The 19,903-nt window shown below is 47.0% G+C and carries 20 protein-coding genes; 7 read left to right on the forward strand and 13 right to left on the reverse strand.

The genetic code is table 11. The annotated features are described in order from the left end of the window. A partial coding sequence (locus ACYVFD_RS29465; RefSeq protein ID WP_461094115.1) for a carboxypeptidase-like regulatory domain-containing protein occupies positions 1 to 423 on the reverse strand: 423 nt, incomplete at its 3' end. 289 nt (positions 424 to 712) lie between these two features. On the opposite strand from ACYVFD_RS29465, the gene ACYVFD_RS29470 reads away from it, so the two are divergent. Continuing rightward, positions 713 to 2,380, forward strand: a complete 1,668-nt coding sequence (locus ACYVFD_RS29470) for an NFACT RNA binding domain-containing protein (protein WP_461094117.1) — start codon at positions 713 to 715, stop codon at positions 2,378 to 2,380. Between the two features lie 59 nt (positions 2,381 to 2,439). On the opposite strand, the gene ACYVFD_RS29475 is transcribed toward ACYVFD_RS29470, so the two are convergent. Continuing rightward, positions 2,440 to 3,681 (reverse strand): ABC transporter permease, encoded by a 1,242-nt coding sequence (locus tag ACYVFD_RS29475; RefSeq protein WP_461094118.1) that lies wholly within the window; start codon positions 3,679 to 3,681, stop codon positions 2,440 to 2,442. A 211-nt stretch (positions 3,682 to 3,892) separates the two neighbouring features. On the opposite strand from ACYVFD_RS29475, the gene ggt reads away from it, so the two are divergent. Then, a complete protein-coding gene (gene ggt / locus ACYVFD_RS29480; protein WP_461094119.1) occupies positions 3,893 to 5,698 on the forward strand; it encodes a gamma-glutamyltransferase in 1,806 nt (601 codons plus the stop codon). Positions 5,699 to 5,985: 287 nt separating this feature from the next. Here the strand turns inward: ggt and acpP are convergent, their stop codons facing one another. The 4 genes from acpP to ACYVFD_RS29500 form a co-directional block, all read right to left on the reverse strand. After that, the gene (gene acpP, locus ACYVFD_RS29485; protein WP_080058234.1) at positions 5,986 to 6,216 is read right to left on the reverse strand and encodes an acyl carrier protein; all 231 of its coding nucleotides are present in this window, start codon (positions 6,214 to 6,216) and stop codon (positions 5,986 to 5,988) included. A 101-nt stretch (positions 6,217 to 6,317) separates the two neighbouring features. After that, complete coding sequence (locus tag ACYVFD_RS29490; RefSeq protein WP_461094120.1) at positions 6,318 to 7,646, reverse strand: TolC family protein; 1,329 nt, start codon at positions 7,644 to 7,646, stop codon at positions 6,318 to 6,320. Between the two features lie 83 nt (positions 7,647 to 7,729). Next, the gene (locus ACYVFD_RS29495; RefSeq protein WP_461094121.1) at positions 7,730 to 9,310 is read right to left on the reverse strand and encodes a DHA2 family efflux MFS transporter permease subunit; all 1,581 of its coding nucleotides are present in this window, start codon (positions 9,308 to 9,310) and stop codon (positions 7,730 to 7,732) included. 109 nt (positions 9,311 to 9,419) lie between these two features. Then, positions 9,420 to 10,532 (reverse strand): HlyD family secretion protein, encoded by a 1,113-nt coding sequence (locus tag ACYVFD_RS29500; RefSeq protein WP_461094122.1) that lies wholly within the window; start codon positions 10,530 to 10,532, stop codon positions 9,420 to 9,422. Positions 10,533 to 10,719: 187 nt separating this feature from the next. Here ACYVFD_RS29500 and ACYVFD_RS29505 point away from each other — a divergent pair, with 187 nt between their 5' ends. Continuing rightward, on the forward strand, positions 10,720 to 11,205 hold the full coding sequence (locus ACYVFD_RS29505; RefSeq protein ID WP_461094123.1) for a MarR family winged helix-turn-helix transcriptional regulator: 486 nt from the start codon (positions 10,720 to 10,722) through the stop codon (positions 11,203 to 11,205). An 83-nt stretch (positions 11,206 to 11,288) separates the two neighbouring features. Here the strand turns inward: ACYVFD_RS29505 and ACYVFD_RS29510 are convergent, their stop codons facing one another. The 4 genes from ACYVFD_RS29510 to ACYVFD_RS29525 form a co-directional block, all read right to left on the reverse strand. Further along, positions 11,289 to 11,936 (reverse strand): DedA family protein, encoded by a 648-nt coding sequence (locus ACYVFD_RS29510; protein ID WP_461094124.1) that lies wholly within the window; start codon positions 11,934 to 11,936, stop codon positions 11,289 to 11,291. 101 nt (positions 11,937 to 12,037) lie between these two features. Next, positions 12,038 to 13,933 carry an ABC-F family ATP-binding cassette domain-containing protein gene (locus tag ACYVFD_RS29515; RefSeq protein ID WP_461094126.1) on the reverse strand — a complete coding sequence of 632 codons (1,896 nt, stop codon included), beginning with the start codon at positions 13,931 to 13,933 and terminating at the stop codon, positions 12,038 to 12,040. Positions 13,934 to 13,960: 27 nt separating this feature from the next. Then, on the reverse strand, positions 13,961 to 14,338 hold the full coding sequence (locus tag ACYVFD_RS29520) for a PIN domain-containing protein (RefSeq protein WP_461094127.1): 378 nt from the start codon (positions 14,336 to 14,338) through the stop codon (positions 13,961 to 13,963). Next, complete coding sequence (locus ACYVFD_RS29525; RefSeq protein WP_461094128.1) at positions 14,331 to 14,489, reverse strand: hypothetical protein; 159 nt, start codon at positions 14,487 to 14,489, stop codon at positions 14,331 to 14,333. Before ACYVFD_RS29525 ends, ACYVFD_RS29520 begins: the two co-directional genes overlap by 8 nt. 118 nt (positions 14,490 to 14,607) lie before the next feature. On the opposite strand from ACYVFD_RS29525, the gene ACYVFD_RS29530 reads away from it, so the two are divergent. Together ACYVFD_RS29530 and folK are read left to right on the forward strand one after the other, a co-directional pair. Continuing rightward, positions 14,608 to 15,612 (forward strand): formylglycine-generating enzyme family protein, encoded by a 1,005-nt coding sequence (locus tag ACYVFD_RS29530; RefSeq protein ID WP_461094129.1) that lies wholly within the window; start codon positions 14,608 to 14,610, stop codon positions 15,610 to 15,612. Then, the gene (folK, locus tag ACYVFD_RS29535) at positions 15,612 to 16,181 is read left to right on the forward strand and encodes a 2-amino-4-hydroxy-6-hydroxymethyldihydropteridine diphosphokinase (protein ID WP_461094131.1); all 570 of its coding nucleotides are present in this window, start codon (positions 15,612 to 15,614) and stop codon (positions 16,179 to 16,181) included. The genes ACYVFD_RS29530 and folK overlap by 1 nt, the downstream gene beginning before the upstream one ends. 19 nt (positions 16,182 to 16,200) lie before the next feature. Here folK and ACYVFD_RS29540 read toward each other — a convergent pair whose 3' ends face one another. Then, positions 16,201 to 16,557, reverse strand: a complete 357-nt coding sequence (locus ACYVFD_RS29540) for a helix-turn-helix domain-containing protein (RefSeq protein WP_461094133.1) — start codon at positions 16,555 to 16,557, stop codon at positions 16,201 to 16,203. Then, complete coding sequence (locus ACYVFD_RS29545) at positions 16,554 to 16,865, reverse strand: type II toxin-antitoxin system HigB family toxin (protein WP_461094135.1); 312 nt, start codon at positions 16,863 to 16,865, stop codon at positions 16,554 to 16,556. The genes ACYVFD_RS29540 and ACYVFD_RS29545 overlap by 4 nt, the downstream gene beginning before the upstream one ends. 248 nt (positions 16,866 to 17,113) lie before the next feature. Between ACYVFD_RS29545 and ACYVFD_RS29550 the strand changes: the two genes are divergently transcribed. Together ACYVFD_RS29550 and ACYVFD_RS29555 are read left to right on the forward strand one after the other, a co-directional pair. After that, entirely contained in the window at positions 17,114 to 18,331 is a 1,218-nt protein-coding gene (locus ACYVFD_RS29550) for a pyridoxal phosphate-dependent aminotransferase (RefSeq protein WP_461094136.1), read from the forward strand. A 474-nt stretch (positions 18,332 to 18,805) separates the two neighbouring features. Continuing rightward, the gene (locus ACYVFD_RS29555; protein ID WP_461094137.1) at positions 18,806 to 18,991 is read left to right on the forward strand and encodes a hypothetical protein; all 186 of its coding nucleotides are present in this window, start codon (positions 18,806 to 18,808) and stop codon (positions 18,989 to 18,991) included. A 125-nt stretch (positions 18,992 to 19,116) separates the two neighbouring features. Here ACYVFD_RS29555 and ACYVFD_RS29560 read toward each other — a convergent pair whose 3' ends face one another. Then, the gene (locus tag ACYVFD_RS29560) at positions 19,117 to 19,848 is read right to left on the reverse strand and encodes an RluA family pseudouridine synthase (protein ID WP_461094138.1); all 732 of its coding nucleotides are present in this window, start codon (positions 19,846 to 19,848) and stop codon (positions 19,117 to 19,119) included. Positions 19,849 to 19,903: the final 55 nt, after the last annotated feature.

Genomic DNA, 19,903 nt, shown 5'->3' on the forward strand with positions numbered 1-19,903 from the left:
GGTGGAGGGAACGACTTTTAACTGCGCCGGTTTAACGGTCGAGACGGCGCCGGTCACATCCCGTCGGTTTTCGGTAGAGTACCCGGTGACGACCACTTCGCTCAGGGCGGTGGCTTCGTCTTCGAGTTTGACCTCCAGGCTGCTTTGATTGCCGACAGTTACTTCCTGGGTTTTAAAGCCGATGGCCGAGATAACAAGCACTGGATTGTTGCCCCGAACATTGATTGAGAAGTTGCCGCTAGCGTCGGAAGAGGTACCGGTTTGGGTGCCTTTGAGGACGATGTTGGCTCCGGGTACGGCCCCATCCGCCCCCGTAATTTTACCCGTCAATCGACGGTCTTGGGCTGAAGCGTGGAGGCTCCAAAGCAGTAGGACTGCACCCAGAAAAGCGGTCTGCAGAAACCTGTAGAGCGATGCTTTCATGAAGATTAGGTTGGTTTGAAAAATGAGTAAACGCATCAATATTAGGTTAGTTAAATTATATTTCAAAAAGAAATCGTAATAAAAAGCGCTTATAAAAAAGATGTATATTATCTTTTTATTAATAAAATTATATCTTATATTTAGCTAAGTTGCTGATTTTCAAGATATTATTTTAAAATATTTATATCTTATATTTGTTTAGTTATATGAAGATTAAATTTTACTAAGTTTTTTAGAAAAATCAACTTATAAAAAACTTAAGTACTTCTAACGTTACTTTTGTGACGTTATGCATACAAACTATTACTTCCTACGGCAACTTACTCAGGCACTTCAATCGCAGCTATTAGGTAATTTTACTAGCCCTTTTGATGGTAGCGTAAGACAGCCGACAACTCTTCGATTCATGGAGTGTTTCAGCCAGGATCGCGATGAAGTCGTATTGGTTTTTGCCGAAGCTAAAGGGAAGGTCAACTACTACAAACCGTTCTATATAAAAGCTACCCTACGACCAGATTTCTCAGGAATTATGTTTCCTGAACGTGTTCAGCGTGCTCGTAACAATAGTGTTGACCTGTTTGGAACGGTCATTGGGGAAGAAGGCCACGAACGTGCTATTGTTGGTATTCGCTCTTTTTTGAACGAGCGATGTTTAGCCATCTTACTGGAAGATGACTTCGCATTGGTATTCAAATTTTTTGGCAATCGTCCGAATTTACTCGCATTCCATCAGGATAAAGTCATCGATTTGTTTAACCGTCAGTTGCTAACGGATGAACGGCTGTTGCTTTCGGCATTTGATCGCCCGATTGACCAGTCCTATGAAGCATTTGAGCAGGCAGGCTTCGACTACCGTAAACTGTTCCCGACGTTTGGCAAGCTGGTAAACCGATGGATTGACGAGCAATGGGAGCAGACGAAACTGAAGACTCCTGAAGATAAATGGGCCATTGTTCAGGATGTTCTTCAGCAATTGGAACACCCACATTATTATCTGACTCGCTTCGATCATAAACCCGCCCTAAGCCTGTTGCCCTATAGCGAAGTACAGCAGGAGTTTACGGACCCGATTGAAGCTGCGAACCGATTCTACAGCCGATATAATGGACTGAGTACATTTGAAGCAGAGAGAGGGAATTTACTTCGGTTGCTCGAAAAACGGCAGAAACGGGCCGAGTCGCAACTGGAGGCTACACTTCAACGAATAATTTCGCGAGAGGAGGGAATCAGCCATGAAGAGATGGGGCATATCCTGATGGCCAATCTGCACGACATTCCGCCGGTACCTGGAGCCCGGTCTCCTGAACGAGTAACCCTATACGATTTTTACCATGACCAGCCTGTTACGCTGAAGCTCAAGCCGGAACTTAGTCCGCAAAAAAATGCTGAAAACTTTTACCGTAAGGCAAAGAATGAGAAAATAGAAGAACAGCATTTAACCGATCTGATCACAACACGTGAAGCGGATGTAGAGCTGATCGGACAGCAAAAACAGGATTTAGCGGCTATTCAAACCTTAAAAGAACTGCGTCGCTATGTAAAGCAACATGACTTATTGGTAGATGGTGTAGAGAAAACGGGGACCCTGCAAGCCGTTGACGAACTCTTCAAACAGGTAACTATTGATTCATTTCGTATTCTAATTGGTCGAAATGCGAAGAATAATGATTTGCTGACTCAGCGGTATGCCTACAAAGAAGATCTGTGGCTCCATGCCCGCGATGTGTCGGGGTCGCACGTGATCATTAAATACCAGGCCGGTAAACCGTTTCCAAAAAATGTAATTGAACGGGCCGCTGAGTTAGCCGCCTGGTACTCGAAACGGCGAACCGATAGTTTGTGTCCAGTAACCGTTACCCCCAAGAAGTTCGTTCGGAAACCCAAAGGTATTGCCGAAGGGCAGGTCATTGTCGAAAAAGAAGACGTCGTTTTGGTTGTGCCAAAGGGGGTTGGTTGATTGGTTAGCTGGTATCTTTTATTTTTGCTTATTTTATCAACAACCAATTAACCAATTAACTACTTCGCCCGAATGGCGATAACGGGGTCCATACGGGCGGCTGAAAAGGCGGGAATGATACCTGATAGTATGCCAATAACACTCGATACACCTAGTCCTAAGGTAATATTGCCAGGGGTAAGCTGAAGATCAAGACTGCCTAAATTCATAAACGACAGTAGATAAACCAAAAAGATCCCTGCCAGGCCGCCTACTAGGCTCAGCAAAACAGCTTCGAACAGAAACTGACATAGGATAAAGTAATTTTTGGCTCCCAGTGATTTCTGAATGCCGATGATGTTGGTCCGTTCTTTTACGCTCACGAACATAATATTGGCAATTCCGAAACCACCGATCAGAATAGAAAATCCGCCGATTACCCAACCGGCAATAGTCAGAACCGAGAAAATTCCACTAATCGCTTGTGCCGCAGCTTCGGGTCGATTGATTGCAAAATTGTCTTCCTGTAATGGGCGCAAACCGCGTCGGGTACGAAGTAAGCCCCGAATTTCGCTTTCCAGTTCTACGAGCCCTTCGTCGGTATCATAGCCTTTGATGGCAATGTCGATGTCGGGCTGGACAGAGTGGAACATCTTGGCAAACGCACCAAAAGGAATCAGACATTTAATATCGGGATTACCCCCGACGTTTAGTATGCTTTCACCTTTTTTGCGCTGTACGCCAATAACCGTGAAGTTATGACCACTCAACTTAAACGATTTGCCAACGGGGTCCTGTCCGGGAAACAGGTTTTCGGCAACGTCTGCTCCAATGATTGCTACGTTACGGGCAACGTCGATTTCCTGCTGGGTGAAGTAGCGGCCTTGCTCGATGGGTACTTCCGAAATTTTGTTGTAGTCTAGCGTAGTTCCCTGAATGAGCGACGCCATGCTGTTGTTGTTGTGTTTAATGGTTACTCTTCCTTTGAAGTCCATCGCTACCACAGCCTCTGCACTTTCCAGCCGATCGCTCAGGAAACGGTATTCAGAATAGGTAGGTACGGGGCGCTGGAAATATTTCCACCATTGAAATTCTCCTCCAAAAATCCAGGGCCATTTTTGCACATACACCACTTTATCGCCTATAAAGGACAGGCTGTCCTTGATGTTTCGTTCGAGTGAATCGACCAGCGTGAATACGGCAATAATGGCAAAAATGCCCACCGTAACGCCCAATAGGGAGAGCGTGGTACGAAGCAGGTTCGATCGTAAGGCCTGCCAGGAGAACCGGAAGCTTTCAAATATCTGACGTAGAAATCGCACCCGTGTAAAGCGTAAAAGAGTGAAAAAAAGCGAAAAGCGCGTTCAGGAACAGATTATTCCAGTTTGTGAATCTACAGCTTTGCCATCATTTATACCAATTAATTTCGGATGAGGGTAGACTTATGCAGGATAAGTGGTCAATTTGGTGATCTGCTGTCGACGGTTATTTTTGTAGTTTACCAACCGATTACGAACTAACCTGAATATCTCTATGAGCCAACGCTTTATCCGTTATTCTTTATGGCTGCTGGTTGCCGGCGCATTACCAGCCTGCAAAACACAGGCCCCAACCACTACCGCTAATACCCAGGTTAATCAGAGCCAGGGTGTTTATCAATACCGCGATGAAGACCCGTCGGTAAAGCCTTTTTTCTCCGATCGCGTGGGCGTTATTGGCCGAAATGGGATGGTTGCTTCGGCACATCCTGAAGCATCGCAGGTGGGATTGAACATTCTGAAAGCGGGTGGCAACGCCGTCGATGCGGCTGTTGCGGTGCAGTTTGCGCTGGCTGTGGTCTATCCGGGCGCGGGTAACATTGGCGGTGGTGGCTTCATGGTCTATCGCGATCAAACTGGTAAGGCTTATACACTCGATTATCGGGAAAAAGCACCCGGTCGCGCTACGCAGAATATGTACCTCGATTCGCTGGGCAATGTGATACCGGGTTTGAGTATCAGCGGGCATTTGGCCAGTGGCGTTCCGGGCTCGGTCGATGGTATGGTCGAAGCCCATAAGCGGTTTGGTAAACTCAGTTGGGCACAGGTATTGCAGCCCGCTGTCGATCTGGCGGCCAAAGGATTTGCCCTTACCGAACGCGATGCCCTCGGCCTTAGCCGAATCAAAACCGATTTGCTCAAGATTAATCCGGGTAAAACTTATTTTCTGAAAAGTGCTGCTCTGGCTGATACAATTACCTGGCATAAGGGTGATTTGTTGGTCCAATCGGATCTGGCCAAAACCTTAAAACGGATTCAGGCGCAGGGACGGGCTGGTTTTTATGAGGGCGAAACCGCTCGGCTACTTGCCGAAGAAATGGTGCGGGGCAAAGGACTGATTACCGAAGAAGATCTGAAAAATTACCATTCGACCTGGCGGGAACCCATTCAGGCGAAGTATAAGGAATACAATGTGATTACAATGCCGCCGACCTCAAGTGGGGGAGTAGCGTTATTGCAGATGATGCGGTTTACCGAACCTTACCCGTTGCGTAAATGGGGCTGGAACCGCGATAGTACGGTGCAGGTGATGATCGAAGCCGAACGACGGGTGTATGCCGATCGTGCCAAATTTCTGGGCGACCCCGACTTTGTGAAAGTGCCCGTCAGCCAACTGATCAGCCCCGATTACCTGCGCAACCGATGGACCGATTTTTCGTGGGCCAAAGCAACCGATAGTCGAAATGTAAAAGGCGGAACTATCCCCGGTTATGAAAGCCTGGAAACCACGCACTTCTCGGTGGTCGATAAAGAAGGAAATGCAGTTAGTATTACAACGACGCTCAATGGGGGGTATGGCAGCCGTGTGGTCATTGGCGGGGCTGGATTTTTCATGAACAACGAGATGGACGATTTCAGCGTGAAGCCGGGCGTTCCAAATATGTTTGGCTTAATCGGTAATCAGGCCAATGCCATTGCGCCAGGCAAACGGATGCTCTCGTCTATGACGCCGACGATCTTGGAAAAAGATGGCAAGCTCTTTATGGTAGTCGGTACGCCCGGTGGCTCAACGATCATTACGTCAGTTTATCAAACCATCCTGAACGTGATTGAGCATGGTATGACGATGCAGCAGGCCGTTAACGCGCTTAAATTCCACCACCAGTGGCTTCCCGATAAAACCACGTTTGAAAACGGTGCTTTCTCCGAAGCGACGATTCAGGCACTACAGGGCCGGGGTTATATGCTGGAGAAACTTACCAATACACTTGGTCGTATGGATTGCGTACTAGTTCGCCCCGATGGATCTTACGAAGGTGCATCCGACCCCAGAGCTGATAATACAGCACGAGGCTATTGATTGCGGCATCTGTAACGATGCTACGCTCAACTTCACTTTCCGTGTCGGTTTTAGAAACCGACACGGAAAGTGAAGTTTCTCAAAACCTACTGTATCCTTTGGTACCGTTCGGTTTTGAGAAACCTCACAATGTCAGGTGTGAGCACCTGACATCACGTTGCAAAGATTAAAATAAGCCAAAAACGCCAACCAGAGTTCGATAGGCTCCGGTTGGCGTTTTTTAATGATCGGTGAAAGAGAAGGGGTAGTCCGATGCGGTAATTCGTGCTGAGAAGGTGTAAAGATGATTAAACAACGGCCTGTTCGGCTTCCAGATAGGTCAGCACGCCCTGCATCGTAGCCAGTTTGTGGTGATCTTCGTCGGGAATGCGGATGCCGAACTCCTGCTCCAGTTGCATAATCAGGTCAACGCTATCGAGACTATCTAAACCAAGATCACGCGAGAAATGGGTCTGCTCCGTAACCGACGATTCGGAGACACCAAATTGCTTCAGGATGTCAATCACTCGTTCTTTCATACCATGGTCTTTTGTTTAGTTCAACCTACTATACGCTTATAAAAGCCTTATTCGGGCAGTTTAGTATGTGGATTTATGAAATTTTAATAAAGGGTAATGCCTTAAAGCAGATTCTCGCCCAACAGTCGTTTTAACTCCAATTGGTTGAGCAATAGTTGATACTGAAAATTCAAGCGACCTAATTCGGCTTCTTCAACACCTGTTTCAGCGCTCTGTAGCTCCACATTGGTAATGACCCCATTTCGCAGTCGGGCGTTGGCAATCTCAAGCGCTTTTTTGGACTGTATGACCTGTGTTTCCAGATTGGCCAGCCGGGTTAGATTGCTGCGGATATCAGCGTTAAGCTGGGCAATGCTTTGGCGAACCTGCGCATTGGCGCTTTCCAGCGCATACCGGCTGGCATTCAGGTTGAGTTGAGCTGCCTGATTCTGTAACTTATAACGGTTTCCCGAGTAAATTGGTACAGCCAATGATACGCCTGCTGCAATATTAAATCGGGGTGTATTGATTTCGGGTAGGTAACCGTTTCGGTAACCGGCTGATCCTGAGAAACTAACATTCGGTCGGCCCGATAAGCCGTTAACTAGGATATCGGTTTCTGCCTGACGAATCCGGTCCTGGGCTAGTTGCACATCCTTGTTCCCGGCCAGGGCCGATTGCGCATCGTTTGCCAGCGTGTACGGCTGCGTGGTTACGTTATTACCCGCCGTTTCCAGATTGAACTGATTGACCGCCTGACTAATATCGGGGTTTGGATTTCCGGTCAGGTAAGTCAGCAGGGCAAGCTGACGTTCCAACTGATTCTGAATCTCAATTTTACGGTTCTGCGCTGTTTTAACCCGTACCTGTTGCGTTAGTACATCATACTGAAGCGCATCGCCATTCTGTAATCGGGTAGCCAGCAACTGCACGTTCGCACCTGCCGTGCGGATCACTGAATCCTGAACCGATAAGCTCCGTTGCAGAAAGCCTACGCCGTAATAAGCAGCGGCAACCTGATAGGCCAACGATTGCTGAGTGATTTCCATATTTCGACGAAGCACTTGTACGTTATCGGCCGCCTGTTGCACAGCCGCTTTAGTTCGTCCCCAATCGTAAATCGTTTGTCCAACGCCCACGTAGGCATTCACGTTATGGTTCGGCTGAAACTGAATGGTTCGATTCACACCATCGACCGGCAATGTAGCCTGGGCAACGGGAGTTAGATATTGGTAGGACGCGTTTCCCGATACATTCGGCTTTAGCGCCGAGCGGGCAATGTCGGTTCGTAGATCACCTGCCTGAATTTGCTGTTGTTGCTGTTTCAGCACTGGGTAATAATTGGTTGCCTGCTGAATCAGGGCTTTTAGATCGTCGGGAACAGGTTGATTTTGGGCCTGTACCGTTCCGATCGCCAGCAGGAAGGTCAGTATTAGAAGTTTGATGTTCATGAGCTTATATACGTTTCAGGTTTCAGGTTTCAAGTTGGCTTATGTACAAGCTCGCGTTAACCAACTTGAAACCTGAAACGTATTTAGTGCGCTGACTCGGCTACCGCTTTGGCGGTGGCAGCGTCCATTTTTTTCTTTTGGAGTAAAAACAGAAGTGGGAAAGAGACCACGAAAAACAACCCTGCCAGTCGGAAGGTATCGAGGTACGAAATCATCAGTGCCTGTTTGGAAATGATCAGGTCGAGATTCTTATACGCACCCGATACAGCATCCATCGCATTGACACCCCTGGAAATCAGAGCCTGTGTCATGCTATTCAGTCGTTCGGTCGTCAGCATCTCACCAGGTTGCAAATTCGTGACCAGATCCCCCCGGTGAACGGCTGTGCGCTGGGTCACATAGGTGTTGGTAATGGCGACTCCGAAGGCACCGCCTATCTGCCGCATCATGTTCACAATAGCAATACCGGTTGGCATCTGGCGGGGTTCGAGCGACGAAACCGACTGGTTAATAAGCGGTACGTTGACCAACGCCAGACCAATTCCCCGTATGATGAGCGCCGTGATGAAATCACCATTGGACGCATTCATGTTATAGGTCGACATCAGGAAACAGAAGGAAGCAAAGGCTATATAACCCAACGTTACGATAAGCCGGGGCGAAACCCCTTTGGCCAGCATACGACCCGTAATAGCGAACATGGGAAGCGTAACCAGGCCACCCGGTATGAGCAGTTTACCCGTTTGAGTTGCCGTTAAGCCAACAATCCGCTGGGCGAACAATGGGTAAAGGAGCACAGAAGTAAACAACCCATAGCCGACCACAACCACCAGAATTGAACCGATAAACAGGTTCCGGTTTTTCATTACCCGCAAATCCACCACCGGTTCTTTCGTTCCCCGCAGTTCCCACCAGATAAAAGCCGGAATGGCAAAAATCGATATGCCGGTTAGCCACCGAATCACGCTGTCGTCGAACCAGTCGTCGGCTTCACCCCGTTCCAGCACATACTGTAACGCACCAATACCAACGGCAAGGAGCAAAATACCAATCTGGTCAATAGGAATTGACTTTCGGTCGATGTTGATCTCGTCGTCTTTTTTCTCGATAAAGGCCGAGCTGAGCATGACCGCAATGATCCCGATGGGAACGTTGATGTAAAACATCCAGCTCCAGTGATAATTATCGATGATGTAGCCACCCAATGTTGGTCCGAGCGTTGGGCCCAGCACGATACCCATACCAAACAAGGCCGAGGCCACCGCCCGTTGCGAAGGCGGGAAAGCATCATACATTAGCCCCTGTGAGGTAGAGAGTAACGCCCCACCGCCTATACCCTGAAGAAATCGGAAGAAAACCAGGGTCCAGAGATCGCTGGCAAAGCCACAGCCGTAGGAAGCCAGGGTGAATAAAATAATAGAGCCGATGTAGTAATTCTTACGACCAAAATACCGCTGCAAAAAGCTCGTCATCGGAATCACGATGACGTTGGCAATGGCATACGACGTTACTACCCAGGCTACGTCTTCGATCGTTGCGCCCAGATTGCCCGCAATGTCGTTCAGTCCGACATTGACAATCGAGGTATCGATCAGTTCCATGATCGCTGCGGATACGGCCGTAATAACGACGATCCAGCGACCAAAGCCACTTTGTTGTACCATGATTTTTTTAAGTATTAGGAGCGAGAAGTGAGGAGTGAAAATTCGGACGCGAACTCGCTGAACGGAGCATTCTCACTCCTCGCTTCTCGCTCCTCACTCCTAATACTAATTAATTTGCTACCCGAACTTCTGCGTCTACACTTAAGCCGGCACGGAGTTGATTTTTGAATTTTTCCGGGTTGAGGATTTCAATCTTCACCGGCACACGCTGGGTGATTTTGACGAAGTTGCCCGATGCGTTGTCGGCAGGGAGCAGTGCGAAGCGAGCACCCGTAGCTTCCGACATTGAGGACACGCGCCCTTTTATGTCCAATTCAGGATAGGCGTCCAGTTTGATGTCGACCTGCTGACCAACCTGCATTTTTTCCAGTTGTGTCTCTTTGAAATTGGCGACTACCCAGAAGGTCGAGTCGGCCACAATCGTAAACAGGTTTTGCCCAGGTTGGACGTACTGACCGACAACTACGTTTTTTCGACCAATTTTTCCGGCAATCGGAGCCGAGATATGTGCGTAGCCTACTTTCAGTTTGGCATTATCGATAGCTGCCTGCTTTACTTTTAGCACGGCCTGAATTTTCTGAATATTGGCCTGCGCTTTAGCAATACCCGCCCGGGCTACCCCTTGTGACGTTTGGGCAAGGCTGATCTGCTCTACATTGGCCTCGTACTGACGGCGCTGTACCTCGGCATTGTTTTGGGTGTCTTCCAGTTGTTTGCGGGTCAGCGACTGTTCTTTGTAAAGGTTCTGATCACGTTGTAAATCCTGTTGTGCTTTATCCCGACGAGCCGCCTGAACCTGCGCATTCGATTGGGCCACGCGGGCGTTCTGGGCTACATTGCGGGCGCTTGCCTGTGCATTTTGCAGGTCGGCACGGGCATTTTCGAGGTCAGCCAGCGATTGCTGGTAATCGGCTTCGGCCTGAGCTAAAGCCACATCATATTCCTGAGGGTCAATAGTTATGAGTTGCTGACCCTGTTTGACGTTTGCATAATCATCGACGTTGACCGACGTTACATAGCCAGCTACCCGAGCCAGTACAGGGGCTGAGTTTCCTTCGATCTGTGCGTTGTCTGTCGTTTCATATTGCTGAGCATGCCGGTAAGCCTGATAACCAAAATATCCACCTACCAAAAGGACCACACCGATGATGATGCGGGGTAAAAAGGTACGGAGACCGCTTTTCTCTTCCGTTGTTGTTCGTTCCTGAGTTAGAGTTGCCATATGTGCTGCGTTCAATAAAATAATAGGCAATTGCGCTGTGCGTAAGTGAATGTCGAACCATTCATTTAGTCAACTTGTTTGACTATTGAGGCAAAAGTAAACTAGGTTGACTATAAAGTCAAGCAGGTTGACTATATTTGTACAATATTTTGAAAAGAATTGTTTCAGTTTTTCTTATTTTGCTTTCATGATATTGGAAACGCATAAGAATTCCTTTGATTTTGACCAATTTCGTCTGATTCGGGAGCGGTCGGTGGGACGGTTGTTCTGGCGACTAAAACGATTTACGTCCAGTTATATAGAACCGCGCTTGCATGCGCTTGGTTACACAGATTTTAAAATGAGTTATCTGATGTTCCTGTCGAGTATCGACGAACAAGGGACAACGAATAATGAATTAGCTAAAAAGGCCTGTGTGACGAAGCAGATGATGAGTAAAATTGTTGGTCTGCTGGAAGAACAGGGATACATTTATACGCAGAAGAACCCCAATGATTCGCGGTCCAGCATCATCTTCCTTAATGATCGCGGTAAAGAATTGTTTGTTAAGCTGGAGGGTTGCATGCAGGATGCCCGTACCAAATTCGATTCGATCGTCGGCCATGATCGTATGGAACAGGTGATCGACACCATGTATCGGTTGGTTACCGAACTCGAAAAAGGAGAACAATAAAGGTATGTAGGATATAGTATGTATGATATATGATGTAGGTCGGCGGAAGCAATTACATCATATATCATACATCATACAGCGTCTTACTCAGGAATCTTTTCCGTTTTTTTTTCATTCCGGGCGTTCAGGTACCCCTTCACAACCGTAAATGTGGTAATCGCCAGGAAGAAAATGATGATATACTGCACATAATCGACGATCCAGGGAAAGCGCTCGCCAAAGTAAAAACCTCCACCTACCAGCGTCAGTACCCAAATGGCTCCACCAATGACGTTGTACAGCATGAAATACTGAACAGGCATATGAATGAGACCAGCCAGCAGCGGAGCAAACGTACGAACCACCGGCAGAAAGCGTGAGATTATTAACGCGCTGTTGCCGTACTTCATGAAGGCATCACGCGTATTGTCGATGTATTTCTGTTTGAAAAACAGGGAGTCCGGTCGATTCTTGATTCTCGCGCCAAAGTAATAACCTGTCAGATAGCCCGTTGCTGAACCCAGCACAGCCGCACAGAAAATACAGGTAAGAAGCAGCCAGAGGGGAACATTCAGCAGTTTGGTTCCGGCAAATACGCCCGACAGAAACAACAGGTAATCGCCAGGAAGGAAGAAACCGAAAAAGATACCATTCTCAACGAAAATGATAAGGGTAATCAACACTAATCCACCCGTACGGATAACTTCCTCGGAATTAAGCAGGTAGCGAAAGAATTCAATAATCTGATCCATGATTAATGAGTGAATGAGTGATTGAATGATTGAGTGAATGCCATCCGGCAGATACATTTTGCATCAGCTATTCACTCAATCGCTCAATCCCTCATTCAGAATTACATATATTCTGCCAATTCGAGCCATCGGTCCGATTTTTCGGCGATGCTTTGATCGATTTGTTCAATTTCACGGGCCCAGGCCATGAGCTCTTCATGATGGCCACCTGTGTTTAGAAGACCCATCACCTCCACTTTCCGTTGCTCTAGCGACTCAATTTCTTTTTCCAGGGTTTCGTATTCACGAATCTCCTTGAACGACAGCTTTTTCTTTGCCGGGTTGGTCGGAACCGTTGCGGAAGAAACTACAGGCGAGGGAGATTGGTTCTTTGAATTGGCCGAAGATGGTTTATCATTTTGTGAAGTTGACTTTCGGGGCTGCGAATCCCGCCATTCACGGTAGTCGGTGTAGTTGCCCGGAAAATCACGGACCTTGCCTTCGCCTTCCAGCACAAACACGTGCTCCACGAGCCGATCCATAAAGTAACGGTCGTGCGTCACGATGAGCACACAGCCCGAAAAATTTAGTAAGAAATCTTCCAGAACGTTTAGCGTCGTGATGTCGAGGTCGTTAGTTGGCTCGTCCAGAATGAGGAAGTTCGGGTTTTGCACCAACACCAGCAGCAATTGCAATCGGCGTTTTTCGCCACCGCTCAGTTTCGATACATAATCGTACTGTTTATGGCGATCGAACAGAAATCGACTGAGCAACTGGGAGGCCGTGACTGTGTCGCCATTTTCCAGTTTCATGACCTCCGCCACTTCCTGCACCACATCGATCACTCGTTGCTCTTCAGGTAAATTCAGTTCCGATTGGGTATAGTAGCCGAACTTGACGGTGCCACCTGTTGTGATCTTTCCTGAGTCCGGTCGTAGTTGACTAGTAAGCAGATTGAGCAGGGTGGTTTTGCCCATCCCATTCTTACCAATTAGCCCCGCCCGGTCGAATCGCTTAAAGGTATAATTGAAATGGTCGAGCAAGACCTTTTCACCAAAGCGCTTACTTAGGTTTTCGACTTCCAGAATTTTAGTGCCCAGTCGGGTGGTTCGCAGATTTAGGTCAAGTTCGCCGTCGTTGCGCCGTCCGCTTGTTTTCTCTTTCAAGTCTTCGAAGGCATCAATACGATACTGGGCTTTGGTACCCCGCGCTTTCGGTTGTCGGCGCATCCATTCCAGTTCACGACGGAATGTATTTCGGTCTTTCGCCAGTTCGGAAGCGGCTGCGGTTTCGCGTTCGTCTTTCTTTTCCAGAAAATACGCGTAGTTGCCTTTGTAAGTATAAAGTTGACCATTGTCCAATTCGGCAATCTGGTTACAGACCCGATCCAGAAAATACCGGTCGTGCGATACCATCAGGAGTGTGCCGTTATTGGTATTCAGGAAGTTTTCGAGGTATTCGATGGCTTCCAGGTCGAGGTGGTTGGTTGGCTCGTCCAGAATCAGCAGATCGGGGTTTTGGATCAGAACCCGGGCCAGTGCCACTCGCTTGCGTTGCCCACCCGACAACGAGCTCACGGGCTGCTCCACATTGTGAATGCCCAGTTCGCCCAGAATCTGCCGAATTTGGGCTTCGTAATCCCAGGCTTCGAGCTTTTCCATATCGACCATGGCTCGCTCCAAAGCGGCATGATCGTCATGGGCAAGCGCCAGCTCATAGGCACGGACGGCATCGAGTTGGGCACTTTCACCGGCCAGCACTACTTCCATCACGGTGAGAGCGTTGTTCAGGTCGGGTTGTTGATCCAGGTAACCGATCGTGATGTCTTTCCGATGGCTCACAATACCAGCGTCTGGCGGAATGGCACCGGCCAGGATGGAAAGCAGAGTTGTTTTTCCAGAGCCGTTGGCACCTACGATAGCAACCTTGTCGCCCCGGTTCACGCCGAACGTCAGGTTTTTGAATAGAATGCGGTCGCCGTACGACTTCGTTAAATTTTCGGCTGAGAGGTAATTCATATTATAAAGGCTCCTTGGCTAAAATTATTAGCGAGGAGGTATAAGAATCAAGTCTAATTGGGGAACGCGCTCAAAGGCTTGATCACCTGTTATAAACGGTAATCCCATTGTTCGAGCTGAAGCAGCAATTATTGAATCCATTAACTTCATTCGAGTAGATCGACGGATTTTAATGGCTTCGTTTTTAACTTGTGGTGTTAATTCAATAATAAAACAATCGTTCAGCAAGCTTTTTATTAATTTTCGATCCTCTGATGGTTGATTAGGTTTACATTGCATCTCGATCTCCGTTATCACGGATATATATACGAGTTGATCGGCCAATAAAGTAACAACCAATTCATCGCCTTCCAGCAAACGGATTAGACCATTTGTATCAACAAACAAGCCTGATGGATTAGTCATTTCTTAACTCTTGTTGATACTTTAGAGCATCTTGGCCCCATTTTAACTTGCCAGCATATTTTTGAACATCTAATTTTTTTGTCGGCTTTAACTGCTGAAGCTGGTTAGCAATTTCATCTTTTGTTGCTGTCTTGCTGAGTTTGATTGTCATATTGGTTGAACGTTTATTGCTTATGATTCTGAACAAAACGGCAGAATGACAAAGGTACACAAAGAAAATCGTTCGTACTTTTACCGGTCAATGATGGTTCTTTTCTATATAACCAAAAATGCTTCCTAAACATCTCCTGTCCATTCTTGCATTAACCCTTGGGGCAAGTAGTCTGACCAGCGCCCAAACCACTACAGACTTTAAATCCTACACTCAGGTCATTCCCGGTAGCGATCAGACCTATGCGATGGTGGCTATTCCAGGAGGAAAGTTCATGATGGGTAGCGCGGCTACAGAAAAAGGCCATAAACCCGACGAAGGGCCGCAACATAGCGTAACCCTTGAGCCTTTTTATATGGGTAAGTATGAGGTCACCTGGGATCTATATGACCTATTTGCCTTTACCAATATGGAGAAGGAAATGGCTGCCAAGTATCCCCAGGCCGACGCCAATCTGACTAAAACCGATGCAACTACGCGGCCTAGTCCTCCGTATGTCGATATGTCATTCGGGATGGGACGATCGGGCTATCCGGCTATCAATATGACTCAATACGCTGCCATAAAATTCTGTGCCTGGCTGTATGCCAAAACGGGTATATTTTACCGACTGCCAACTGAAGCCGAATGGGAATATGCCTGCCGGGCCAATACCACTACACCGTATTCGTTTGGTGCTGATGTGAAAAAACTGGGTGAATATGCTGTATTCAATGGCAATAGTGGGGGAGGGTATAAGAAAGTAGGAACCAAAAAGCCAAACCCTTTTGGGCTGTACGATATGCACGGCAACGTGATGGAATGGACGAAGGACCAATACATTGAAGACTATTACAAACAAGTGGCTAGCGGAAAGGTAAAAGAACCATATGCGCCAACTACTACACTTTACCCGAACGCCGTTCGGGGTGGATCATGGGACGACGACCCTGAGGTATTACGCTCAGCCGCCCGGACACCATCGGCTCCGGCCTGGAAAATTCTTGATCCGCAGAGTCCTAAATCCGACTGGTGGCTAACTTCCGCATCGTTTGTTGGTTTTCGGATCGTCCGGCCAGCCAAAACTCCCAGCGACGACGAGATAAAGTCGTATTACGATATTAAAGTGATTAAAGACTATTAATGGCGAAAGAGCGAAAGAGCGAAAGAGCGAAAGAGTGGGTAGTGAAGAGTGAGCACTCTTTCGCTCTTTCACTCTTTCGCTCTTTTAGTGTCTATCTCCTTCTTGGCGCTAACCTCGGCGATCGAATAAAAACGTTAAATCGAGCCATTGACCTCATTGCTGAGCGAATTGGCTCTGTCGGGCAGGAGTCAGCGATTTATGAAACAGCTCCCTGGGGTGTAACCGATCAGCCGACGTATCTGAATCAGGTTTTGGCCATTGAAACAACCTTAAAACCTGAAGAACTGCTGAATCAAACGCAGGCGATTGAGCAGGAGTTGGGCCGGGTTCGAATTGAGCGATGGGGAGCCCGGCTGATCGACATCGACATTTTGTATTACGATCAACTTAAGCTACAAACCGAACGGCTTACGATTCCCCATCCGTATTTGCATCAGCGTCGGTTTACGTTGGTACCACTGGCCGAGATATCCCCTGACTTTGTCCACCCGATCCTTCAGAAAACATCGCTCGAACTACTAGCTGAGTGCGCGGATACAAGTGAGGTTGGCTTATATATGGTTGAATAATAAGTTTAGTAGGGCCGGTTTAGCTGAGTAGTATATTGGCCGGAATACCTAATTCTTTATGGAAGAATTTCGCCATTTCGAGTGTTAGCGGCTTACGTCGGTTCAAGACGGCTGATACATAGCTTTTGCTTCCCACTTTTCCTACAAAATCTCTGTTGCGATACCCTTTTTCTGCCATCTTAAGCCGGATCGATTCAATTGGGTCGGGAGCTGGGATTGGATAGTGCTCGTCTTCATAGGCTTTAATGAGCAGTAGAGCTATTTGCAATACATCTCCTTCTGGACTATCGGGAGACGTTTTTTTGTCAAATTGCTCATCAACCCAATCCAGCATATCATTGTATTCGTTCTCCGTTTTGATGGGTTTTAGCTTCATAATTTCTGGTATTGTACAGTTGCCACATCAATTTTATCGTATTCAGCATGAGTGCCAAACCATTTAATCTGGATGGTTTTATACTCAAATACCAAACGTACGACTAATCGATATTTATTGCCCATAATATTAAAGACGACCCGGTCATCGCCAACGATACTTACTGAGTCATAAGTTGCTTTTAGTTCATTGAAGTTAGTAAAACTATGTTCCAGCCATTCAGCATACCATTGCTTTAAGGCGTTTGATGCAGATGGATATTGTTGGCAATAAGCAAGTAGCGTTCGTCGTGCTATGATATTGAACATGCTATAAGCATAGAGTCCATCAGCAACTCCTTTGCCTCTGGGTATTTATGGGTTGAACGCTATCGTTAGGCAATAAGTTTACTTATAGTGAACCTATTGTTTCATTCACCTATAAGCGTAATCATAAACCTCTGCACCGTCGCTTATAGCAGATTTATTTTTAATTCTTAAATAATATAGCCGCTCCGATGAAAACGTAGTACCTTTGCGGTCAGTTTGTTATCATTTTATTAAAACTACAAGGAATTATGTCTGCCACGCTTGACACCGTGAGTTTATTAGCCGACCGCATCAACGCGCTGGAAGAATCGTCCACGCTGGCGATGACCAAAAAAGCTCGTGAATTGGCTGCTCAGGGCCACAAAGTTATTAGCCTGAGCGTCGGAGAGCCGGATTTTAAAACCCCACAACACATTTGCGAAGCTGCCAAGAAAGCCATTGACGATGGTTTCCACGGCTATTCGCCCGTTGCCGGTTATCCTGATCTTCGCAAAGCCATTGCTGATAAATTCAAGCGCGACAATAACATTGACTGGAAACCTGAAAATATCGTTGTTTCTACAGGCGCCAAACACTCGCTGGCAAATGTGATTCAGGTGCTGATTAATCCTGGCGACGAGGTGATTATTTTTTCGCCATACTGGGTTAGTTACTCCGAAATGGTGAAACTTGCCGAAGGCAAAGCCGTGGTTGTTGACGGGTCGTTCGAAAATAATTTCAAAGTAACACCCGAACAGTTCGAAGCGGCTATTACGGATCGTACCAAAATCGTGATGTACGCATCGCCCAATAACCCGACCGGCTCCATCTATTCAGAAGCGGAGTTGCGGGCGATTGGTGAAGTAGTGGCTCGCCACGAAAATATTTATGTACTGGCCGACGAAATTTACGAATACATCAACTTCACGCCCGAAGGTCATTTCAGCATGGGGTCGATTCCCGACATTGCGGAGCGGGTTATTACTGTAAACGGTGTAGCGAAAGGATATGCGATGACCGGCTGGCGGATTGGTTATATCGGTGCGGCCAAGTGGATTGCCGATGGCGTTGAGAAGTTACAGGGACAGGTTACATCGGGAACCAATTCCATTGCCCAGAAAGCTACGGTTGCTGCTCTGACAGGACCGCTGGAGCCATCGATGGAGATGACCAAAGCCTACCATCGTCGTCGTGATCTGGTGGTTAAGTTACTGAAAGAGGTTCCGCATTTCCGCACGAATGTCCCTGAGGGAGCTTTTTATGCATTCCCGGATATTAGCTACTACTATGGCAAATCGGACGGTACGACAATGATTGAAAATTCCGACGATTTTGCTTTATGGCTGCTCAATAAAGCATTTGTAGCAACTGTAGCCGGTTCGGGCTTTGGGGCTCCTAACTGTCTGCGTATCTCAACGGCTGCGTCGGATGAATCGCTTACCGAAGCCATCCAGCGGATTAAAGATGCAGTGGCTACGCTGAATTAAGCGAAAAAGTACGAAATACATTCCTAGCTACAGGAGTTGGATGATTGGCCATTAACTATATTGCCAGTCATCCAACTCCTGTAACTTTTTATGGTCATATTGTATGGTTACTCCACTGGATTTATATGAATTATAGGATAATGCCGTGATTGGGTATAGTTAATAAAATAATTTATGATTAATGGTGGGTACAGTGTAAATGTTAGCTATATATTAAGTAATTTGAAAAGAGGATATGATATTGGCACTAAAATTGACAAGCGGTAAAGTAGGTTAGGCAAGTGACAACAAATTAACGAGTAGAAAGCACCAGACTCTTTGATCTGTAGCAAACTTTTTCAAATTGAGCTTGTTTTTGTATTAAGGCAAGTTTAATTTTGAATAAGAATAGAATGGTAGATTGAACGTTAGTAAGTAAGTTGTTGATTTGTCCGTAGCCGTAACTTTAATCGTTAAAAATTATTCCTTAAACCAATGAGAAATTTTCGCTTGTACATGATTTTTCAATGGGTTTTCTTTCTGCCCATTATTTTACCGCTTTGTATCATTTTCGGAGCGTTGCGTGGGATTGTGCAGATGATTGAGCGTGTGATGGAGCAGATTATTTTGGATGTGGCCCCTACGGAACAGCCAACAACATCACCTGTGACGGAGCCCTGACTTACTGATCGTATATTGAGAATTGGGGGAATGAATTATACCCCAGTTTTCAGCATAAAAGGCCGCATTTTCTGGGGAGCAGAAGGTGCGGCCTTTTCGTTTCTAGTAACGTTTGGTAGAAAGCGTTATTCAAATACGTAATCGAGGTTTTTGTCCTTGTAATCCTCATCGTCCAACTCCAGAAACTCCTCCCAGAATGGGTCATTCGGGAGTCCAGCTTTGCAAATGAGCGGCTCTTTTTTGACGGGATGAACAAAATATAGACGCCGAGCGTGCAAATAGATTTTTTTATCGGCCACGGCTCGGTCATACCCGTATTTGACATCACCCCGAATTGGGCAGCCCATATGAGCCAACTGCGACCGAATCTGATGAGGACGGCCAGTTATTGGATTCACTTCCAGTAGGTAATGCTCGTTGATTTTGCCTAATACCCGATACGATAACTCAGCTTTTTGGGAATTAGGAAATTCATAATCATAGACTGTTACCTGGTTTTTCTGTTCATCCTTAACCAGCCAGTTGACGAGCTTGTCGGCATTTTTGGGTGGCTTCTGCCGAACGACGGCCCAGTAGGTTTTCTGTACCTGGCGTTTCCGAAAGATTTCGTTCATGCGCTCCAGGGCTTTTGAGGTACGGGCAAACACAACCAGGCCGCTAACCGGGCGGTCGAGTCGGTGTACCAGACCCAGGAATACCTCACCTGGTTTGTTGTATTTCTCTTTAATATATTCTTTCAGTACCTCCAGTAGGGTAATATCGCCGGTACGGTCGCCCTGGACCAGAATACCCGGTTCTTTATTGACAATCAGCAGGTGATTATCTTCGTAAACTACCTGATAAGGTTTCTTTTTCATGTGTAACGCGGGTGGAAACCCGTACTAGTAAGAGAATGCGGGTTTCCACCCGCGT

This window comes from Spirosoma gilvum (assembly GCF_054776815.1).